The sequence below is a fragment of the Legionella sheltonii genome (assembly GCF_026191355.1).
Classification (GTDB): domain Bacteria; phylum Pseudomonadota; class Gammaproteobacteria; order Legionellales; family Legionellaceae; genus Legionella; species Legionella sheltonii.
The window spans coordinates 279402-299966 of the sequence record NZ_JAPHOQ010000002.1 but is presented as its reverse complement, the minus strand read 5'-3'; the positions used below and the strand labels follow the sequence as shown (position 1 = coordinate 299966).

The following is a 20565-nucleotide window of genomic DNA, read 5'->3' as shown; positions in this document are numbered from 1 at the left end:
ATTTAAATCAGTTATGTAAAAAACGCTTTGCTAGATAATCTCCAAGCATTTGAGTTAGTTGAACCATCACAATTAAAATGATTACAGTTGAAATCATGACCCCCGCATCAAAACGTTGATAACCATAATTAATTGCCAGAGTACCCAAACCTCCAGCACCAACGGTTCCTGCCATTGCAGAATAATTCACTAAAGTAATGGCAGTAACCGTAACCGCATGGATTAAAGCAGGTTTTGCCTCGGGCAATAAAATATGCAAAATAATTTGTCGGGTGTTAGCTCCCATCGCATAACCGGTTTCAATAAGTCCAGAAGGTAAACTACGATAAACGTTATCAACTAATCTGGCAAAAAAGGGTGTTGCACCGAGAGTAAGCGGTACTATAGCGGCATTCATTCCTATTGAGGTTCCTACAATAAGTCGAGTAAATGGGATAATTGCCACCAATAAAATAATGAAAGGTATGGACCGCGCCATATTAATGAAGGTGGATAATGTCTTATGAACCCTAGGCATTGGTTTGATTTGGCTCGACGAATAAAGCCAAGTTCCTAAAGGTAAACCAAGTATCACCGCAAATACAGTGCTGGTGACGACCATATACAATGTTTCGCCTGTAGCGATGAATAAATCATATGCCATCGGGAAGGACATAACCTAAAACCTCCACAGTTAATTTGGCTTGTTCACAGCGTTCAATGAATGCTTCGAGTAAAAATGGATGTGCCGTTAATTCAACCACTAATACACCACAGGTTACTGTGTCATAACGGTCTATATTGGCGAGTAAGATGTTGATATCCAGATTTAATTCGCGGCTTGTTTGACTAATAAAGGGTACTGTTGCTTCTTCACCCTGGAAAAACAGACGTAGTAATGGTTTATCCGTCACGTAGTCTGCGAGTTTGTTAGTGAGGCATTCCGGCAACTGAGGACTAAGTTGAGCATAGAGCATGCTTCGAGCCAGGCTGTCCTTTTTATTAAATACATTCGCCAAAGCGGTGGTTTCGGCCAGCTCACCATCAACCATCACTGCCAATCGGTTACAAATACGCTTCACTACATCCATTTCATGAGTAATAAGAACTATAGTGATGCCATACAGTGAATTAATTTTTTTGAGCAATGCCAGAATAGAATCGGTTGTTTCTGGATCCAAAGCAGAAGTTGCTTCGTCGCAAAGCAGAATTTTAGGAGAACAACTTAAAGCCCGAGCTATGGCGACTCTTTGTTTTTGGCCGCCACTAAGTTGTGCTGGATAGGCCAGTTTCTTATCCGTCAATTCGACTATGGGTAGTAATTCTTCAATTTTATTACGGATAGACTCTTCATCTATCCCTTGAATGCGCATGGGGAGTGCAATATTGTCGTACACATTTTTTGAATTGAGTAAATTGAATTGTTGGAAAATCATAGCCATTTTATGACGAGCTAAAGCTAGGTTTTTTCTCGAAAGAGTTGTCAGATCCTGCCCATCAATCAAAACATCGCCTTTATCAGGCCGTTCCAGAAGATTAATGCATCTTAATAAGGTAGATTTGCCTGCACCACTTCTGCCAATAATTCCAAAAATTTCACCTTCTTGAATAAATAAATTAATGTCACGCAGGACAGATTTTCCCGAAAAGGATTTAGATAATCCAATTAATTCAATCATTATTTATAACCTGAGATTATGCGTGCGGGCGGAAGACTTAGAGGAAATGCTATTCATATCCGCTTTAGCCGTATTTTCAAAAAAGAGAGCTTTTTTGAGCGTCCGCAAGCTGAATTTCAAATCGACGCCATTGCAACATTATACACAAATTGCCGGCCTAAAAAAAGTATAACCTTACTTATTTTAATCATATTTTGCGGGTGGAAGTGAATTGTCAATTTATAGTGGCCTCATGATTTAGGTTATTCTTGAAAGAGCGCTGGAAAATGTTGTTTATGAGTTTATTGCATTGTAATATGTTGATCTTTAACAAACATTAACTTGCTGCAACATCATAACACGCTGAGACATCTACTATGTTTTAGTTTGAGTGGATGCAAATTGATATGGGGCAGTTATAGAGAAATACAAGGATGTCTGATGCTTTTTAATAAATCCACCTACAGAGGATTAGCACTCATATTTTTGGCCTCTGTGAGCTCAACTGCTTCTTTTGCAGCCGGCCAACCAGCAAATAACTTCTTTTTTGATTACACTAAAGGTCATTTGCTTCTTGAAATCGGGGGTTTTTATGCAACTCAAGGAAAAGCCCAAGATATTGATGTAAAAACCTTAGTTGGAAACCGATATACCGTTAAAAGTCATGCTCAAGGCAATGGTCTTGTGGGATTGGGTTACTTTTTGGATGGACCAGAACGTGATCGATTTAAATTTTCTTACGGAGCGAATGTTTTTTTCTTAGGCACAACGGCAACTAAGGGTTACATTATTGAAGAACACTTAGATACCAATCTTTCTTATACCTATAAGACACAAAATATTCCATTATTTTTTATGGCAAAAAGTTTAGTGCAAACCAATAGCGATAAAATCAATCTCGCTATTGATGTAGGCATTGGCCCCAATTTCATTGAAACCAGCCATTACAAAGAAGTCGCTCTGACCACATTTACCGTTCCGGATAACGGCTTTTCTGATAATAATACTACCGCATTCGCAGCTACAGTAGGTGCAGGCCTTCGATTTAACCAGGTTGCAAATAAAATTCCTCTAGAATGCGGTTATCGCTTTTTTTATTTGGGGCAAGGGAAATTGGCCAAAAATAATGATCTCATTATTAATACCCTTAAAACAGGTAATAACTATGCGAATGCTCTTATTTGTTCCGTCACAATTTAAACAAGGAATTTCGGTATGATAAAAAGGATACTACTTGTTGGTATGACATTATTTTTCTTTTCAGAGCAAGTAGCTTTTGCCAAAAGCAATGCTTATATTCCTGGTTCAGGACAACATTTTATCGCTGTAATTCCTCCTGCCTCATCAACGCTATCCATTACCACCACAACTCCGAGAAAGACCTATCCTACAGCCGGAATCAAAATTCTTACCCCAGGATATCGTATTGTGGGTAAAGCACCATCTCCTAATGGGTTTGTCTTATTTTCAGTCAGTGATACCACGCCTGCAAAAATTACTTTAGATGGACCAATAGGATCTATAAATATCAGATTATGTTTAAATGGTACGGGTAAAACGTATTCCTGTGAAGAATATACTGTCTCCGTATTTTCATCGCATGTTATTTTTCTAACCAGCCGTTTTCAGCAGACTACTGGTGCTTTAGGTGGGATTGCAGGGGCTGATGCTTTTTGCCAAAATGCTGCATTAACTTCAGGAAATCCAGCACTTCAAGGCTTGTCATTCAAAGCATTGTTAGTTACTTCGACTCGATCTCCTTGTTCTATTGTTAATGGGAGAACAGCTTGTGGAGGTGCTTATGCAAACGATTGGCCGCTTGTACCTGGTTCACAGTATGTTTATGCCGATGGAAAAACGCTCTTTAATACAGTAAATCAAAATGGTGTTTTTGATGGTAGCAATTCAAATCTCAGAGATGACAATAATGAAGTGGTATTTGGTTTGTTTTGGACAGGTATCCAAAGTATTTTGTCAAACACAGCGGCCACTGATATCGTTGCTTGGGCCTTTGCAGATATGAACAATGCTGAAGATGGCAATGAATACACTACGAATTTAGCTTCATGCAACGAGTTTACTGATGGAACAGCGGCTACTAACGGTTCCTTGGGTTTAGCGGGTGAGACTTCATTGACTTTTGGAGTTGTTCCAGGAGCGACTTGGGGAAATTATCTTCATTTTAATGATGCCCAGACAGGGCAATTGTTCAATTTATTTTCAGTGGGGCTTTCTTTACCCTGTAATGAAAATTTTAGTATTGTCTGTGTATCATAATACACTGCCTTGCCATCCCGGGTTCAGCGAGGGATCTCCACTGAGTAGCACTATGTAACGATGGGAGATCCTTCACTGCACCCGGGATGAGGGCAAAGAGCCCTCAGATAACGCTGTGCTAGTTCGGGCTTCAGGCTATTTTATTCCTGTAGCTCTTCACGATTTTTAAAATAATCCAAAGCTTGGGGGTTCGCGAGAGACTGTAGATTGTTTACTGGTAATCCATGAACCACTTGTCGAACAGCTAATTCAACGATTTTGCCACTAATCGTACGAGGAATATCTGCAACTTGCACTATTTTTGCTGGGACATGTCTTGGGGAGGCATTTTGACGAATTGTTAAACGGATTTTGTTGATTAATTCCTCTGTAAGCTCCATGCCATCACGCAATTTAACAAACAAAATAATGCGTACATCGTCTTGCCAGTCCTGGCCAATTACAACACTATCAAGTACTTCATCAATTTTTTCTACCTGCCTGTATATTTCAGCGGTACCAATACGTACCCCTCCAGGATTTAAAACAGCGTCTGATCGCCCATAGATAATCAGTCCATTGTGCGCAGTTATCTCTGCAAAATCACCATGTGCCCATACTCCGGCGAACCGTTCAAAATAAGCTCGTTGATAAGCAATTTTTTCGGGATCATTCCAAAAGCCAACCGGCATGGAGGGGAAGGGCGCGGTACAGACTAACTCTCCACGCTCTTCACGAACAGAATGCCCTTGTTCATCAAAAACATCAACGGCCATACCAAGGCCGAGACACTGTAACTCACCTCTATAAATAGGCAGTATGGGGTTACCTAAGGCAAAACAAGAAATAATATCTGTTCCACCTGAGATGGAGCAGAGTTGCACATCGTCTTTGATGTGATGATAAACGTAATCATAATTTCTAGGTAAAAGAGGGGAGCCTGTAGAAAGGATGCATCGCAAATGAGTTAAATCAAACTCATCTTGAGGTTTAACTCCTGCTTTTTCTACAGAAGAGATGAATTTAGCACTGGTGCCAAAAACAGTAACTTGCTCTTCTTCAATCAGTTTGAATAAACGATTGCTTTCAGGATAAGTAGGAGAGCCCTCATATAAAGTGAGTGTAGCTCCTAAGGCCAGTGCGGAAACAGTCCAATTCCACATCATCCAACCACACGTAGTATAAAAAAATAAGTTGTCCTTATCCCTAAGATCAGTATGTAATCCTAATTCTTTAAGATGCTGCAGAAGCGTTCCACCGGCTCCGTGAACAATACATTTGGGTTTACCAGTAGTTCCTGACGAGAACATAATGTAAATCGGGTGTTCAAATGGCAAAGAAACAAATTCACAATGACTTGCGGGACGAAGAAAATCATTCCAATATTGTGCTTTAGGTAACGTAGAAACATCTACGGGTTCATTTATATTAGGACAAATGACAATTTGTTTGAGCGAGCTAAACGCATCGTTAAGTTGTTTGATTTTTTCGGCCCCATGGTGTTTCTTACCTTGATACTGGTGCCCGTCGCAAATAAAGAGTACTTTGGGGTCGATTTGGCCCAGTCGATCGATTGCCGCTTGAGCGCCAAAATCGGGTGAGCAAGAGGACCAGATCGCACCTAAAGAGGTGGCAGCAAGCATAGCAATAATTGTATATGAGGTATTTGGCATGAGCGCAGCGACTCGATCCCCGGCAGTAACTCCTACCGCTTTTAAACCTGCGGCACATTGCGCTACCAAATGATACAATTGCTCATAGCTAATTACGTGTCTGGTATTGTCTTCATTAAGACTAATTAGGGCCGGATGTTTATCTTTGCGTGATAAAAGTTTTTCAGCAAAATTAAATTGAGCTCCAGCAAACCAACGTGCGTTTATCATTTCACTTTTATGGCTTAGAATCTGATAGGGTTCGGTATCAAATTGTACATGAAAGAAAGCGCAAAGCGTTGGCCAAAAAGAGTCAGGATGTTTGATAGACCAGGTATGCAAGTCTTGATAATTTGCAAAAATTTGGCTGTTCTTTTTTGCAGCGAATTCCATAAACTGCCACATCTTGCTTTCTTTCGGATGTTTGGGCTTCCATACGGTTTCATTCATGTTTCATTCTCTCTTCTTTATTGAAACGATTGTTCTACTGGGTGTGCCTCGGGTCACAATCCATCTGAATCTGATACACAGTCACCACTCAAATTTGTCTTTTCCCAGATTCTTTAAGAGTTTAACTACAGGGATTGGCTAACATGGCATTTGCAACTTTTGATTGATTTTTACGTCCTAAAATCTTACAGATGGCGTCGCCTGCAGTTACAATTTTAAAGATATCCACACCGGTATTTATTCCTAGACCATGCATTAAATACAGAACATCTTCGGTGGCTACATTACCGCTTGCCCCACGAGCATAGGGACAGCCCCCGAGTCCGGCAACGGAGCTGTCAAAACGATGTACTCCGTGCTGTAATGAAGTATAGATATTAGCTATGGCCTGACCATAAGTATCATGAAAATGCATTGCTAATTGATCTAGTGGTAATAACTTAAGTACTTGCTCGAGTAATAAGTGAGTTTGATGAGGTGTTCCTACACCTATAGTATCCCCTAATGAGATTTCATCTACACCCAAATCTATTAGTTTTTGAGTGACTTCCGCTACTTTTTCCGGTGCTACATTGCCTTCATAAGGACAACCTAGGACACAGGAAATATAACCTCGCACCCTGATATTGTTTTCTTTTGCTAAAGCAAGGACCGGTTTAAACCGTGAAATACTTTCAGCAATAGAACAATTAATATTTCGCTGGTTAAATTGTTCGCTTGCTGCAGTAAATACTGCGATTTCTTTCACACCGGCTTCCAATGCTTTGAGCATGCCCTGCTCATTAGGCACTAGGGCGGAATAGTGTATGAATGGGGTTTTATTTATGGCACGAAATACTTCATTATGGTCCGCTAATTGTGGAATTGCTTTTGCAGAGACAAAACTCGTTACCTCAATATATTGCAAGCCAGATTCACTTAACAAATTGATTAATTCAATCTTGTGCTTACTGGATACAAAAGATGACTCATTTTGCAGGCCATCACGTGGCCCTACTTCTATAATGGTTACGTTTTGCGGATAGTCCATAATTATCTCTAGTTAAGAATCCTCTTCACTTAATGACAGTAACTCCTCTCCTTCATTCACTTGGGCACCTACATCATAGAATATATCCAATAAAATGCCATCAGTAGGGGCATGAATGGTATGTTCCATTTTCATTGCCTCGAGGACGATCAAACGTTCACCGGCTTTCACTCGTTCACCAATATTTTTTAAAACGGCGACTACAGTAGCTGGCATTGGTGCCGTCAGCTGTCCTTTGTGAGCAGTAACTTCTGCACCTAGAGTTCCCCAATTAAACCGATCAATAGTAATTTGCCACTGACTCGTATACAAGGTCAAAGATTGATTTTTATTTTCAATGATTACCTGATAATTTTGTCCGTTAGTTTCAATACGGAGCTGATTGCCAGTTAAATGGCCATGAATCAGATACTCTTGTGCTTTTAAACGTACTTTAAATTGATTTTTATTGATTGGAGTAATAAATGTTTCAAGCAAGTCATCCTTATCTTTATAGTGCCATACCCAGTGACTTAAGATTTGTGATTGCCAAGCGAAGGTTTCCTGTAATAAAGGATCTTGGATTGTGTTTATCGTGTTTAAATAATCAAAACTTACGGCCATGAGTAACGCCATTTCTTGATCTGCTGTTGGCAGTTTAATTTCTTCTTTACTTAAAAAGTCAGTACTCAGTTCAACCTTTCTGAATTTAGGGTGGTGACAAATTGTTTGTAAAAAGGGGATGTTTGTTTTCACACCACCAATAAAATAATGGGATAAAGCTTGCTCTAATCGATGTAATGCTTGATCACGGTTGGCTCCCCATGCAATCAATTTGGCGATCATCGGATCATAGTACATGGTAATTTGCGATGACATTTGCACCCCTGTATCAATACGAATGCCATCTCCGGAAGGTTCTTGCAAAAAGTGGATTTGTCCTATTGATGGAATAAAATCATGGTGCGGGTCTTCAGCATATATGCGACATTCTATTGCATGACCATGTGCCTCAATTTTATCTTGCGGCAAAGGGAGTGGTTCATTAGCGGCAATTTTCAATTGCCAAGCGACCAAATCAAGTCCGGTAATTAGCTCAGTGACTGGATGTTCTACCTGTAATCGCGTATTCATTTCCATAAAATAGAAATGTCCTGAACTATCAACTAAAAATTCAACAGTACCTGCGCCACTGTATTTTATTGATCGTGCCACTTCGCAAGCTGCTTCAGCGAGTTTTTGTCGTAGAGAAGCGGGTAAATTAGGTGCAGGTGCTTCTTCAATAATCTTCTGATGTCTGCGTTGAATGGAGCAATCACGTTCAAACAAATGAACCACATTGCCATGATTGTCTGCCATGATTTGTAATTCAACATGACGTGGATGAAGAACCAGCTTTTCAATGATCATGGTATCATCGGCAAAACTTGCCATAGATTCACGCTTTGCACCGGCTAAGGCTGCACTAAATTCTGATTCGTGATGGACCGCGCGCATCCCTTTACCGCCACCACCATTCGCTGCTTTGATTAAGACAGGAAATCCTATTTTTTTAGCTTCAGCAAGCAGTGTATCTTCTGCTTGTGCACTGCCATGATAACCAGGTGTTAGAGGAACATTAGTGTTTTCCAGTAATTGTTTGGCCAATTGCTTGGAAGCCATTGCTTCCATAGCTTCTACTGACGGACCAATAAAAACGATATCTGCCTCTTTACATGCTTGAGCAAATTCAGGGTTTTCGGATAAAAAACCGTAACCCGGATGAATGGCCTGTGCTCCACATTCCTTAGCAACATGGATAATATTAGGTATATTCAGGTAACTTTCTTTAGCAGGTGCATCGCCAACACAATATGCACTGTCAGCACTACGTACATGCAGACTGTCTTTATCAACCGAGGAATAAATAGCTACCGTGTGGATCCCCATAGAACGGGCCGTTTTGATGATTCTGCAGGCAATTTCACCGCGGTTGGCAATAAGAATTTTATTAAACATTAGTGCCTCATTAATTTTTTACTTTTAGTCCAAGTATTTTGTAACTTGGGTGCTTTGTACATTGTAACCCGGATTATCACAGCCTAATCCAGGATCTTCCTTCGTTACACGGTGCTACACCGTGGATATCCCTCCTTACACTCGGGATGACGGTGTTTTACTACAAGGGGTATGGCATCTAGCCCCAATTTGGTGTTTCTTTTTTTAAAAATGCATTGAGTCCTTGTTGTCCTTCAGCAGATACTCTTTTTTGAGCTATCAATGAAGCAGTGTAATTAACAAGTTCTTCATTTATTTTTTTATTTGCTACGTAACGTGCCAGCTGTTTTGAAGCCCGTACCGCTTCGGGTGCATTGTTACTGATTTGATTTGCATAGCTGATTGTGAACTCCAACAAATTTTCTTCGGGAACACAGTGTTGTACTAGATTTAATGACAATGCTTTAGCCGCATCAAATACTTCCGCACTTATAAACAATGCTTGTGCACTGCGCTCGCCTATGGCTTGAACAACATAGGGGCTAATGACTGCAGGTATAAGGCCTAATTTAACTTCGGAAAAGCAAAAACGTGCCGATTGAGATGCTATAGTTATGTCACATGCTGCGGCAAGACCCGCTCCTCCACCAAAAGCGGAGCCATGTACCATCGCTAAAGTAGGTTTAGGGCACCTATTTAAAGTGTACATTAGATTCCCAAGAACCATGGCATCCCTTTGATTTTCTTCTTCGCTGTAAAGAGCCATGTTTTGCATCCACGCTAAATCAGCGCCTGCAGAAAAGTGCTTGCCATTGGCTTTGAGTACTATAACGCGGACATTAGAATCAGTAATGGCAGCATTGAGCTGATGTTGCATTTCACTTAAAAGCAGATTATCAAATGCATTATGTTTACTTACTCGATTTAGCGTAATTAAACCCAAGTGTTCCTGTATTTCATACAACAAATCGCTCACGTGGTGCCCTCCTTACATACGAAATACGCCAAAGCGTGTTGGTCCAATAGGGGCATTTAATGCTGCTGATAGACCCAGTCCTAATATTTTACGTGTATCTTGCGGAGCGATGACCCCGTCATCCCATAATCGAGCGCTGGCATAATAAGGATTTCCCTGGGTTTCATATTGAGAACGCAACTGCTCTTTAAAACGCTCTTCCTCTTCCACAGGCCAGTTAGTTCCTTGTTTTGCCAATTTATCTCGATTTACTTGTGCTAAAACATTAGCAGCCTGTTCGCCACCCATTACCGAAATGCGTGAGTTAGGCCACGACCATAAAAAATTAGGGTTATAAGCGCGTCCGCACATGGCATAGTTTCCTGCGCCAAAGCTTCCACCAACAATGACGGTAAATTTAGGAACATTAGCATTAGCAACCGCAGTTACCATCTTAGCGCCATGCTTGGCAATACCAGATGCTTCATATTTTGAACCCACCATAAAGCCAGTGATGTTTTGTAGGAATATCAATGGGATTTTGCGTTGGCAACACAGTTCAATAAAGTGAGTCCCTTTGAGCGCACTTTCACTAAATAGAATACCGTTATTGGCAATAATTCCTACGGGATAGCCATATAAGTGGGCGAAGCCACAAACTAATGTGGTACCAAAAAGTGCTTTAAATTCATCAAATTCAGAGCCATCAACAATACGTGCAATGATCTCACGAATATCAAAAGGTTTTCTGGGATCAGCAGGTACTATACCGTTAAGTTCTTTACTGTCATAGAGGGGCTCTATCGTTTCTATCCGTTTTAATTGCTGCGGTTTTTTACGGTTTAAATTGCCTATGGCAATTCGTGCTAAATGGAGTGCATGGGCATCATGCTCCGCATAGTGATCGGCTACCCCTGAATGCCTGCAATGGACTTCTGCACCACCTAGTTCTTCGGCACTAATGACTTCACCTGTTGCTGCTTTGACAAGAGGTGGGCCACCAAGAAAAATTGTGGCTTGATTTTTGACCATAATGGACTCATCAGCCATGGCAGGAACATAAGCTCCTCCAGCAGTACAAGAGCCCATAACTACTGCAATTTGTGGAATGTTTTGTGCCGACATTTGTGCTTGATTAAAGAATATCCGACCAAAATGATCCCGGTCAGGAAAAACTTCATCCTGATGCGGTAAGTAAGCGCCTCCTGAATCAACCAGATAAATGCAGGGTAAATGATTGATTTGTGCGATTTCTTGTGCCCTGAGGTGTTTTTTGACGGTTAATGGATAGTAAGTACCACCTTTTACCGTGGCATCATTCACAACAATAATGCATTCAGTACCTGCAATCCATCCAATTCCGGTGATAATTCCTGCGGCAGGAACCACATCATCATACACTTGGTAGGCTGCAAGTTGGGAGAGTTCAAGAAAAGGACTCCCAGGATCAAGTAATTGTTGTAGTCGTTCTCTTGGGAGTAATTTACCATGTTTTAAATGTCGGGCCCGCGCTTTTTCATCACCACCTAAAGCAATTTGCTGAATTCGATTGTGTAGCTCATCCACCAAAATTTGCATGGCTGTTTGGTTTGCTTTGAACTCTTGACTGCCTGTATTAATTTGACTGATTAATTTTGCCATGCTGGATTCCTTATCGTACCAAAATATCACTTAAAACGATGATTGTCCAAATAACCCATGTAATCGCTATAAAGTGTGGCATGTCGCCACCTTTTATAAGTCTATAAATTAGTGCTGGAATGGCGGTAATAATTAATGGTAACAAGACAAGAACTAAAATTTTGCGAATCACAAGCCCCCAACCAGTTTGGCTGAATATGGGCGTTAATTTCAAATTAACGTATGTGAAAAACATATCAACATAGACAATAACGAGATGAGCGTATTTTGCAAATAATACTACTAAAATACTGAGTAACAGGTAGATAAGACTGTGTCGTAGCATGTACATCCTTTTTATATCAAATCCCCAGCTACCTATGTGGGACTGGGGAGAATTTGTTTTTTACCAATCAATAAGTTCACCACATCATATTTGATTGAAGCTGCAGTCAAATCTGACTTTTCTTCCCCTAAGGCATTTAAAATGTGGTGAACAGTACCTTGTTCTTAAATTAATTCAATGGCCATGGCTGTTGCTTCGCCACCACCAATACACAATGATGCGACACCACGTTTTTTTCCTTGATGTTTCAAAGCATGTATTAGTGTAACTAAGATACGAGCACCAGATGCACCAATAGGGTGACCTAAGGCACAAGCTCCGCCGTGAATATTAACTTGTTCTGGATTTAATTCAAGTTGAGTCATGGCTGCCATTGTAACTACTGCAAAGGCTTCATTAATCTCATAAAGATCTACATCATTTTGTTTCCATGATGCTTTATTCATCACTTTGCGAATGGCATCTACGGGTGCTGTGGTAAACCACTCAGGGGCTTGGGAATGACTTGCATGAGCAACAATACGGGCAATAGGTCTAATGCCACGTTTTTCTGCTTGTCCAGCACTCATTAAAATGAGACTTGCTGCACCATCAGAAATGGAACTTGAGTTGGCTGCAGTAACGGTTCCATCTGCTTTAAAAGCGGGTTTTAACTGAGCAATTTTTCCCAGTTTTGCCGCATCAGGACCTTCATCTACAGTTACCGTAACATCACCTTTGCGTGAGCTGACTGTTACTGGGGCAATTTCCTCTTTAAAAGCCCCTTTTTCTATTGCTTGGAGGGCTCTGCTCATGGAGCGAATAGCGAATTCATCTTGTTGATCTCTGGTAAAATGAAAATGACTTGCAGTAGCTTCTGCGAAAACACCCATTAATTTTCCTTTATCGTAGGCATCCTCTAATCCATCAAGAAACATATGATCTTTTAATTCACCATGTCCAAGTCGATATCCAGAGCGTGCTTTACTCAATAGGTAAGGTGCATTGCTCATGCTTTCCATACCACTAGCAAGGATAATATTTGCAGTTCCAGCTCGAATTAAGTCATGAGCGAGCATTACTGCTTTCATTCCTGAACCGCACATTTTATTTACAGTGGTAGCACCAGAAGAATTGGGCAATCCTGCCTTAATCGCCGCTTGTCGCGCTGGAGCTTGACCAATTCCGGCTGATAAAACACAACCAGAAATTACTTCATCGATTTCTGCTGGACTAATACCTGCTTGGGATAAAGCTGCTTCGTGTGCAATTGCCCCTAACTCTGGAGCTGAAAGAGAAGATAAGTTTCCTAACATGGCTCCCATAGGAGTTCTTTTTGCTGCAACGATTACTATTTCATTCTGTTCCATTTTCATTCTTCCTTATGCTGTTTCTTTAAAAAGTTCTCGTCCAATAAGCATTCTTCTGATTTCAGAAGTACCGGCGCCTATTTCATAGAGTTTTGCATCACGTAGTAAACGTCCTGTAGGATACTCATTGATATACCCATTACCACCAAGGATTTGAATCGCTTGTAATGCCATTTGTGTTGCTCTTTCAGCTGTATATAAAATAACACTTGCTGCATCTTTACGACTTACTATACCTTGATCACAAGCTCTGGCTATAGCATACAAGTACGCTCTTGAAGCGCCTAGATCGGTATACATATCTGCTAATTTGCCTTGGATGAATTGAAATTCACCTATAGGTTGTTCAAATTGTTTGCGTTCATGTACATAAGGTAAAACAACATCCATGCATGCTTGCATGATTCCTACGGGACCTGCAGCCAGAACGGTCCGTTCATAATCAAGGCCACTCATTAATACTTTAACACCTCGATTCACTTCACCCAAAACCTGTTCTGCAGGAACTTCACACTGTTCAAATACCAATTCACAGGTATTTGAGCCACGCATTCCCAGTTTGTCGAGTTTTTGAGCGGTTTTGAAGCCAGGCATTCCTTTTTCAATCAGAAAGGCGGTGATTCCCTTACTTGCAGCCTGTTTATCCGTCTTTGCATAAACTACTAATACATCGGCATCAGGTCCATTAGTGATCCACATTTTTGTGCCGTTGAGAATATATTTATTGCCTTCTGGACGGGCATGTAATTGCATGCTGACTACATCAGAGCCTGAATTGGACTCACTCATAGCCAGAGCACCAACATATTCTCCACTAATAAGCTTAGGCAGATATTTTTGTTTTTGCGAATGATTACCATTTAAATAGATTTGGTTGACGCATAAATTGGAATGTGCACCGTAACTCAGGCCTATTGAAGCGGATGCGCGAGAGATTTCTTCCATGGCAATGACATGCGCAAGATAGCCCATATTGGCACCACCATATTCTTCGCTGACGGTAATTCCTAATAGCCCCATATCACCTAATTTTCTCCATAAATGATTAGGAAATGTATTGTTTTCGTCAATTTGAGCAGCGAGTGGGGCAATTTCAGCACGAGCAAATTGACGAACACTGTCGCGCAACATATCGTAAGTTTCACCGAGTTGATAGTTCGGTCCTGTGTACATAGATGACTTCCTGTTGTTGTAGCTACTTATTGATAAGAGTTTTGCAAACGCTTTATTTCATATCTCTTGATAAATGAGTAGTCTGTTGAATTTTACAAATGTGTTAAACTATACCCAATCAAGTTGAAGATGAAAATAGAGTTTCTCAGATCTTTTTTCTTATTAGAAAAGTTGAAGACATTATTTAGGTATCCACTTAAATTGTTCTTTGTATAATCGGCTCTCAAGAGATTGAGCGGCATAATTTAAGTAAATATTGAGAAAATAGTGAAAGGTTGTTTCTTTTATTATCAGGTTTGTTGAGCAAGTAGTGATTTTAAATGTTCCTTTACCTGATTTAAAAAATCGCCTAATCTTAAGCCAAAGGAAAACTACCGGTTATTAAGGAGGTAGTTACAGCCAAAGTGTTAGCGTTCAGATTTATTATTTAGGAGAGTCATTCATGCGTAAATTAGTACTCTGGGGACATAGTGTTGATGAGTATCGTGAGATGTTTGATTTGTCTCAAGAGGACATGAATTCCAGGATTTTAGAATATGGATGTGGTCCGAGTGCAGTAAACGCCCAACAATTTCAAGAAGCACATCAAGCCGTAAGCTGCGATCCTTTATTCGTTTTGGATAAAGATACTTTATCCTCCAAAGCGATTATGATTTTTGCACAAATGGCTGATGAAGTACGCAGAGAGCAAGAACAGTTCGATTTCAGTCGGAGCGGAAGCTTAGAACAATTGCTTGAGCATCGAAAAAATGGAATGAAAAAATTTTTTGCAGACTACGAGCAAGGCAAGGCTGAAGGACGTTATTATGGCGCAGCAGATTATCATTTACCTTATCCTGATTTCTCTTTTGATTTTGCATTAAGCGCGAATTATTTATTTGCTGATTTGGAAGATCAAACAGTTGCATTTCATTTAAATGTAATTCGTGAATTAGCAAGAGTAGCTAAAGAAGTAAGAATTTTTCCTTTAAATGATATGGAGGGAAAAACTTCTGAATTCTTAGGTCCAGTATTGTTGGAACTGCAAAAACAGGGTTATGGTGTGGAAATTAGACAAGTAGATTATCATTTGCATAAATCTGAAAACGCAATGCTACGGGTCTGGGCACAGAAATGTGATATTTAATCAATGTAGTCTAGGTGAAGAGTATCCACTGTTAATTAAGAAACGTTTATTGCCTCCGTTCAGCAAGCGTGTCCGAGGATTCAGTGATAGCGAGTAATTCTTAGATCCCGTGGGCAAACTGCTGGACGTAGAGGATAAGTATAATCCAGGAATTCAAGGTTTTTGTATGTATTCAATGTTACGCCCTTTGCTTTTTAGTATGGCTCCCGAACGTGCTCATGCTTTTAGTTTATCTGCTTTACATTATCTGCCTAGTTTTTGTTTTAAAAAGGCAGAATCAAAACCCATAGACGCTTTGGGATTGCAATTTCCACACGTTGTCGGTTTGGCAGCAGGTTTGGATAAAAATGGAGAGCATTTGGATGCATTGGCCAAATTGGGTTTTTCTTTTATTGAATTAGGAACAGTGACACCAAGACCACAAATTGGTAATCCTAAGCCGCGATTATTTCGTTTGCCAGAGGCTCATGCCATTATTAACCGCATGGGTTTTAATAATCTAGGTGTAGATGCTTTGGTGGGCAATGTAAAGAAAGCACGTTATAAAGGAATTTTAGGGATTAATATAGGTAAAAATAAAGATACGCCATTAGAACATGCTGCAGAGGATTACATCCATTGTTTGGGTAAAGTATATGAGTATGCTTCCTATGTAACCATCAATATTTCCTCGCCCAATACTCCTGATTTACGCCAATTACAGCAAAAAGAATATTTTGCCAATTTATTATCGCAAATACAGACGGAACAAATTAAATTATCCAATAAATTTCAGCGTCATGTGCCTTTAGTCGTTAAAATATCACCTGATGAAGATTTAGAAACATTAAAACAAATGACTGAAGTGATTTTGAATTATGGTATCGAAGGGATTATTGCGACGAATACGACTTGCTCTCGCAAGGGAGTTGCCCATTTGCCTTATGCTGAGGAAGCTGGGGGATTAAGTGGTGAACCTTTATGGGACTTATCAACCCAATGTTTGCGTTTGCTGAAACAGTATGCAGGTGACGACATAACCTTGATCGGCGTGGGTGGCATTGACAGTTGTCATACGGCTCAGGCTAAGTTGGATGCAGGGGCTTCTCTAATCCAGGTGTACACCGGTCTGATTTATCGAGGTCCAGGTTTGGTATATGAACTATCAAAGGGATTGCAATAAGAATCTGACAACCTTTAATAAGTTTGTTTATGGTTTTGCCTGCACTCAGACACTGGTTTGATAGGAATAATATGAGATGAAATGTATTACTAAAAATCTGGCAGCACAGATGGAGTCTTGCATCAAACAAACCCATATAGAAGTGACCAAACAGTATCCACAAGGAAGAATTTTGGAGGTCAATGGAGGCGCTGCCTGTTTTTCAGGGTTTGATTCGTATTTATCGCAGGTAGTTGGATGGGGTTTTGCTTCAAAGCCGGACCATTTTCGGACTGAAATTGAATATATCGAACATTTTTATAGAACCTTGAATCATCATCGTGTAGATATCGAGTTGTGTCCTTTTGTTGGAAATGATCTCACCCTATTTTTAAGTCAACGTGGCTACCGTATCAGTGAATTAAATAATGTATCGTTATTGGATTTAAAGTCATTTCAGCCTCTTGATGATGCTGCAAAAAATTTCACCATCAGAGAAATAAAGTCAAATGAAAAGGGCCAATGGGCCAAAAAAATAGCTTTAGGCTTTGATGCGCCTGAAGCTGAAGATCAATTTTTTCGTTATGCCCAATCTAAAGGGGTCAGTACCTTCGCTGTTTACGATAATGAGGTGATTGTAGCAGGAGCGACAATTGCTATGCATGGAGATTTTTGTGATTTAGGTGTTACCAGCACTTTGCCTGCCTATCGAGAAAGAGGATTACAAAAAAAATTATTAATCGCTCGCTTAAATATGGCAAAACAACGTGGGTTATCTTGGGCGACAGTCACTACTGAACCGGGAAGTGTTTCAGATTGTAATGTGCAAAAAATAGGTTTTCATTGTGCTTATACTCGAATCAAGATGACTTTAGAGTGACAGTTAACCAACTACAGTAGCGCTGGGTGCAGTGAAAACTGCCCTTAAAAATCTCCTCTTCCACTCGAGGGAGAGGGGCAACTAGCTATTATCAAGCCCCTCATCCGCCCTAACGGGCATCTTCTCCCCATGGGGAGAAGGAAATACCATTAACTTTATGGCTGCATCGCTGCGCAATCCTTGTATGAAGGAACATTAGCACTTCCAACTAATAACAGTTACAATAACACACTTTTCGATTGAACCATTGAGTGATGAAAAAGAAACTCTCAGTTAAGACCAGCATTTTATACAAACGTTTGTTAGCTTATGTGAAACCGTTCTGGCCCATATTGGCATTAGGTATTTTCGCAAACATTTTGTACTCCCTGATTGATGCTGGTTTCACGTACATGATGCGGCCTTTTTTTGATAAAAGTTTTATTAATATCGATATGGATTTTATCAAGAAAATTCCATATATCGTTTTAATAGGGATTACTTTGAGGGGGCTTGTCAGTTCACTGGGAAGTTATTGCATGACTTGGGTTGCCCGAGCAGTAGTTAAGGTATTAAGAGAAAAGGTTTTTAATCATATTTTGCATTTACCTGCCGATTTTTATGATGAGGCAACCTCTGGGCAAATGCTTTCTAAAATTCTTTATGATGTAGAGCAAGTAGCCCAGGTTAGCGCAGATGCCTTAACTGATATTGTTCAAAATACCTGTTTAATTATTGGTTTTCTTACCGTCATGATGGTGATTTGCTGGCAATTATCACTGATGTTTCTGTTAACCATCCCTTTTGTTGGCTTTATTGTGAACTACACAAATAAACGGGTTAGACGAATCAGTCATAAAGTCCAAAAAACAATGGGCGAAGTGACGGAAATCGCGAGTGAAGCCATTGAAGGTTATAAAGTAGTTCGTATTTTTGGAGGCATTACTTATGAATCTGGAAAATTTAGTAATGCGATAGAACGCTCCCGTCAAAATGATATGAAAGTTGCTGCGAGCAAGGCACTGAATGTCTCTGGCGTACAAATTGTCATTGCTATAGGCATTGCAGCAATTATTGCGGCCGCAATTCAATTGTCTACAGTAGTCATTATTTCTGCTGGATCTTTTTTAGCAATTATTGCTGCAATGATCCAGCTAATCAAACCTATGAAAACTTTAACTACGTTGAATGCTGTAATCCAAAAGGGTTTAGCTGGCGCAGAAAGTGTGTTCCATATGCTGGATCTGCCCATAGAGCAAGAGCAAGGTAACGTTTTGCCACAAAGAGCACGTGGTGATCTTGAGTTTAAACAGGTATCTTATGCATACAGGCAAGGAGAAAATGTATTACATAACGTGAGCTTCACTGTTGAAGCCGGTAAAACGGTTGCATTGGTAGGGCATTCAGGGAGTGGTAAAACAACTATAGCCAGTTTATTGCCTCGTTTTTATGAAGTGACTCAAGGTGTTATCACTCTAGATGATACACCGATCAATGAAATAAGTTTAAGTAGTTTACGTCAACAAATGGCTTTGGTGAGTCAAAATGTGACACTTTTTAATGATACTTTAGCTAATAATATTGCATATGGCCGTTCTGATGTTAGTCGTGAACAAATCATACAAGCCGCCAAAATGGCTTTTGCTGATGAATTTATCCGTCGTTTACCTGAAGGTTATGACACGCGTGTTGGAGAGAATGGGGTATTACTTTCTGGTGGCCAGCGTCAAAGGATAGCGATTGCACGGGCTATATTAAAAGATGCGCCTATTTTAATTCTTGATGAAGCAACCTCTGCTTTGGATAGCGAGTCAGAACGATACATACAGATTGCTTTGGAAGAAGTCATGAAAAATCGTACGACTTTAGTTATTGCGCATCGTTTATCAACCATTAAACATGCAGATAAAATTATAGTGATGCAAAATGGATGCATCGTGGAGCAAGGTACTCATCAGGAGTTACTTGATTTACAAGGGTACTATGCACAACTTCAGGGAATACAACGCTCAGATACAGGTCAAAAGGTTGCAATAGTCTGATGTATTTCTTCTTTGAGAAATTATGGTATGGTGATCACCCGATGCAATGGGTATTACGTCCGTTCTCTTGGGTGTATGCGGTTTTCGCTTCAGTCAGACGCTCTTTTTTGCAACGTTTTAGTCAGTTTGATTGCCCAGTTCCGCTAATTGTTGTGGGAAATATAACGGTTGGGGGAGTGGGTAAGACCCCATTGGTTATCGAATTGGCCAAGCGAGTACAACAAAAAGGATTAAGAGTGGGGATCGTAAGCCGTGGTTATGGCGCGAAAATCAAACATTTTCCTTATGAAGTACAGGTTAATGATTCTGCACAGAGGGTTGGAGATGAGCCCTTACTGTTAGCACAAAAAACCAAATGTCCTGTAGTGATTGCCCCTAAACGCACTGATGCGGTTCGGTACCTTTTGGAAAAACATCAAAGTCAAATTATTATTAGTGATGATGGACTACAGCATTATCGCATGGGACGAGCTATAGAAATAGCGGTTATTGATGGAACTCGTGGATTGGGTAATGGTTTTTGTTTGCCAGCAGGGCCGTTAAGAGAACCTGCTACACGCTTAGATCAGGTTGATTTTATTGTGGTGAATGAAGGTAAGTGGAATAATGCGTATTCCATGGTATTAAGACCTGGAAAAATAAAGAAATTAAGTACTGATGAGGAAATTGATCCCTATGCATTAAATGGTAAATGGGAAGCGATTGCTGCGATTGGTAATCCTCAACGTTTTTATTCCACTTTGCAGCAATTAGGGATAGAATTCGATACGTGTTCTTATCCTGATCATTATCAGTTTAAGCCAGATGATTTGAATTATTGCAAATCACTTATTATTATGACGGAAAAAGATGCAGTGAAATGTCGATCTTTTAGTTCAGACACAATGCATTATTTGCCCGTAGACGCTGTATTGGATGATGCTTTTTGGGATGCATTGTGGTTACATCAACAGTTAAAAGGTTATTGCTGATT

At 40.1% G+C, this 20565-nt stretch carries 17 protein-coding genes; 7 read left to right on the top strand and 10 right to left on the bottom strand.

Going from position 1 to position 20565, the window contains the following annotated elements; all coding sequences use genetic code 11:
* Nucleotides 1-7: 7 nt before the first annotated feature.
* Together OQJ26_RS03310 and OQJ26_RS03305 are read right to left on the bottom strand one after the other, a co-directional pair.
* Nucleotides 8-655 (bottom strand): methionine ABC transporter permease, encoded by a 648-nt coding sequence (locus OQJ26_RS03310; protein ID WP_265702500.1) that lies wholly within the window; start codon nucleotides 653-655, stop codon nucleotides 8-10.
* Nucleotides 633-1658, bottom strand: coding sequence for a methionine ABC transporter ATP-binding protein (locus tag OQJ26_RS03305; RefSeq protein ID WP_265702499.1), 1026 nt, complete (start codon nucleotides 1656-1658; stop codon nucleotides 633-635). The genes OQJ26_RS03310 and OQJ26_RS03305 overlap by 23 nt, the downstream gene beginning before the upstream one ends.
* Before the next feature lie 420 nt (nucleotides 1659-2078).
* Here OQJ26_RS03305 and OQJ26_RS03300 point away from each other — a divergent pair, with 420 nt between their 5' ends.
* Together OQJ26_RS03300 and OQJ26_RS03295 are read left to right on the top strand one after the other, a co-directional pair.
* A complete protein-coding gene (locus tag OQJ26_RS03300; RefSeq protein WP_265702497.1) occupies nucleotides 2079-2837 on the top strand; it encodes a hypothetical protein in 759 nt (252 codons plus the stop codon).
* Nucleotides 2838-2852: 15 nt separating this feature from the next.
* Nucleotides 2853-3914, top strand: coding sequence for a DUF1554 domain-containing protein (locus OQJ26_RS03295; RefSeq protein WP_265702496.1), 1062 nt, complete (start codon nucleotides 2853-2855; stop codon nucleotides 3912-3914).
* 140 nt (nucleotides 3915-4054) lie between these two features.
* On the opposite strand, the gene OQJ26_RS03290 is transcribed toward OQJ26_RS03295, so the two are convergent.
* The 8 genes from OQJ26_RS03290 to OQJ26_RS03255 form a co-directional block, all read right to left on the bottom strand.
* Nucleotides 4055-5995, bottom strand: a complete 1941-nt coding sequence (locus OQJ26_RS03290) for an acetoacetate--CoA ligase (protein WP_265702495.1) — start codon at nucleotides 5993-5995, stop codon at nucleotides 4055-4057.
* A gap of 121 nt (nucleotides 5996-6116) precedes the next feature.
* Complete coding sequence (locus OQJ26_RS03285; RefSeq protein ID WP_265702494.1) at nucleotides 6117-7025, bottom strand: hydroxymethylglutaryl-CoA lyase; 909 nt, start codon at nucleotides 7023-7025, stop codon at nucleotides 6117-6119.
* Between the two features lie 12 nt (nucleotides 7026-7037).
* Complete coding sequence (locus OQJ26_RS03280) at nucleotides 7038-9002, bottom strand: acetyl/propionyl/methylcrotonyl-CoA carboxylase subunit alpha (RefSeq protein WP_265702492.1); 1965 nt, start codon at nucleotides 9000-9002, stop codon at nucleotides 7038-7040.
* Between the two features lie 178 nt (nucleotides 9003-9180).
* Nucleotides 9181-9957, bottom strand: coding sequence for an enoyl-CoA hydratase-related protein (locus OQJ26_RS03275; protein WP_265702491.1), 777 nt, complete (start codon nucleotides 9955-9957; stop codon nucleotides 9181-9183).
* Nucleotides 9958-9969: 12 nt separating this feature from the next.
* Entirely contained in the window at nucleotides 9970-11577 is a 1608-nt protein-coding gene (locus OQJ26_RS03270) for a carboxyl transferase domain-containing protein (protein WP_265702490.1), read from the bottom strand.
* Nucleotides 11578-11587: 10 nt separating this feature from the next.
* Nucleotides 11588-11902, bottom strand: coding sequence for a hypothetical protein (locus OQJ26_RS03265; RefSeq protein ID WP_028381993.1), 315 nt, complete (start codon nucleotides 11900-11902; stop codon nucleotides 11588-11590).
* Nucleotides 11903-12066: 164 nt separating this feature from the next.
* Nucleotides 12067-13251 carry an acetyl-CoA C-acyltransferase gene (locus OQJ26_RS03260; RefSeq protein WP_265702488.1) on the bottom strand — a complete coding sequence of 395 codons (1185 nt, stop codon included), beginning with the start codon at nucleotides 13249-13251 and terminating at the stop codon, nucleotides 12067-12069.
* Between the two features lie 12 nt (nucleotides 13252-13263).
* Nucleotides 13264-14424, bottom strand: coding sequence for an isovaleryl-CoA dehydrogenase (locus tag OQJ26_RS03255; RefSeq protein ID WP_265702487.1), 1161 nt, complete (start codon nucleotides 14422-14424; stop codon nucleotides 13264-13266).
* Between the two features lie 442 nt (nucleotides 14425-14866).
* On the opposite strand from OQJ26_RS03255, the gene OQJ26_RS03250 reads away from it, so the two are divergent.
* From OQJ26_RS03250 to lpxK, 5 genes are all read left to right on the top strand, one after another.
* On the top strand, nucleotides 14867-15550 hold the full coding sequence (locus tag OQJ26_RS03250) for a hypothetical protein (protein ID WP_265702486.1): 684 nt from the start codon (nucleotides 14867-14869) through the stop codon (nucleotides 15548-15550).
* Nucleotides 15551-15716: 166 nt separating this feature from the next.
* Nucleotides 15717-16712 (top strand): quinone-dependent dihydroorotate dehydrogenase, encoded by a 996-nt coding sequence (locus tag OQJ26_RS03245; protein WP_265702483.1) that lies wholly within the window; start codon nucleotides 15717-15719, stop codon nucleotides 16710-16712.
* 76 nt (nucleotides 16713-16788) lie between these two features.
* Nucleotides 16789-17571, top strand: a complete 783-nt coding sequence (locus OQJ26_RS03240; protein ID WP_265702482.1) for a GNAT family N-acetyltransferase — start codon at nucleotides 16789-16791, stop codon at nucleotides 17569-17571.
* 254 nt (nucleotides 17572-17825) lie between these two features.
* Nucleotides 17826-19592 (top strand): lipid A export permease/ATP-binding protein MsbA, encoded by a 1767-nt coding sequence (gene msbA, locus OQJ26_RS03235; protein ID WP_265702635.1) that lies wholly within the window; start codon nucleotides 17826-17828, stop codon nucleotides 19590-19592.
* Complete coding sequence (lpxK, locus tag OQJ26_RS03230) at nucleotides 19592-20563, top strand: tetraacyldisaccharide 4'-kinase (RefSeq protein WP_265702481.1); 972 nt, start codon at nucleotides 19592-19594, stop codon at nucleotides 20561-20563. The genes msbA and lpxK overlap by 1 nt, the downstream gene beginning before the upstream one ends.
* Nucleotides 20564-20565 lie beyond the last annotated feature (2 nt).

Coding starts and splice junctions, on each gene's coding strand:
- OQJ26_RS03280 (WP_265702492.1), bottom strand. CDS start 9,002: ATGTTTAATAAAATTCTTATTGCCAACCGCGGTGAAATTGCCTGCAGA.
- OQJ26_RS03240 (WP_265702482.1), top strand. CDS start 16,789: ATGAAATGTATTACTAAAAATCTGGCAGCACAGATGGAGTCTTGCATC.
- OQJ26_RS03310 (WP_265702500.1), bottom strand. CDS start 655: ATGTCCTTCCCGATGGCATATGATTTATTCATCGCTACAGGCGAAACA.
- OQJ26_RS03295 (WP_265702496.1), top strand. CDS start 2,853: ATGATAAAAAGGATACTACTTGTTGGTATGACATTATTTTTCTTTTCA.
- OQJ26_RS03255 (WP_265702487.1), bottom strand. CDS start 14,424: ATGTACACAGGACCGAACTATCAACTCGGTGAAACTTACGATATGTTG.
- OQJ26_RS03270 (WP_265702490.1), bottom strand. CDS start 11,577: ATGGCAAAATTAATCAGTCAAATTAATACAGGCAGTCAAGAGTTCAAA.
- OQJ26_RS03245 (WP_265702483.1), top strand. CDS start 15,717: ATGTATTCAATGTTACGCCCTTTGCTTTTTAGTATGGCTCCCGAACGT.
- msbA (WP_265702635.1), top strand. CDS start 17,826: ATGAAAAAGAAACTCTCAGTTAAGACCAGCATTTTATACAAACGTTTG.
- OQJ26_RS03305 (WP_265702499.1), bottom strand. CDS start 1,658: ATGATTGAATTAATTGGATTATCTAAATCCTTTTCGGGAAAATCTGTC.
- OQJ26_RS03265 (WP_028381993.1), bottom strand. CDS start 11,902: ATGCTACGACACAGTCTTATCTACCTGTTACTCAGTATTTTAGTAGTA.
- OQJ26_RS03300 (WP_265702497.1), top strand. CDS start 2,079: ATGCTTTTTAATAAATCCACCTACAGAGGATTAGCACTCATATTTTTG.
- OQJ26_RS03250 (WP_265702486.1), top strand. CDS start 14,867: ATGCGTAAATTAGTACTCTGGGGACATAGTGTTGATGAGTATCGTGAG.
- OQJ26_RS03285 (WP_265702494.1), bottom strand. CDS start 7,025: ATGGACTATCCGCAAAACGTAACCATTATAGAAGTAGGGCCACGTGAT.
- lpxK (WP_265702481.1), top strand. CDS start 19,592: ATGTATTTCTTCTTTGAGAAATTATGGTATGGTGATCACCCGATGCAA.
- OQJ26_RS03290 (WP_265702495.1), bottom strand. CDS start 5,995: ATGAATGAAACCGTATGGAAGCCCAAACATCCGAAAGAAAGCAAGATG.
- OQJ26_RS03260 (WP_265702488.1), bottom strand. CDS start 13,251: ATGGAACAGAATGAAATAGTAATCGTTGCAGCAAAAAGAACTCCTATG.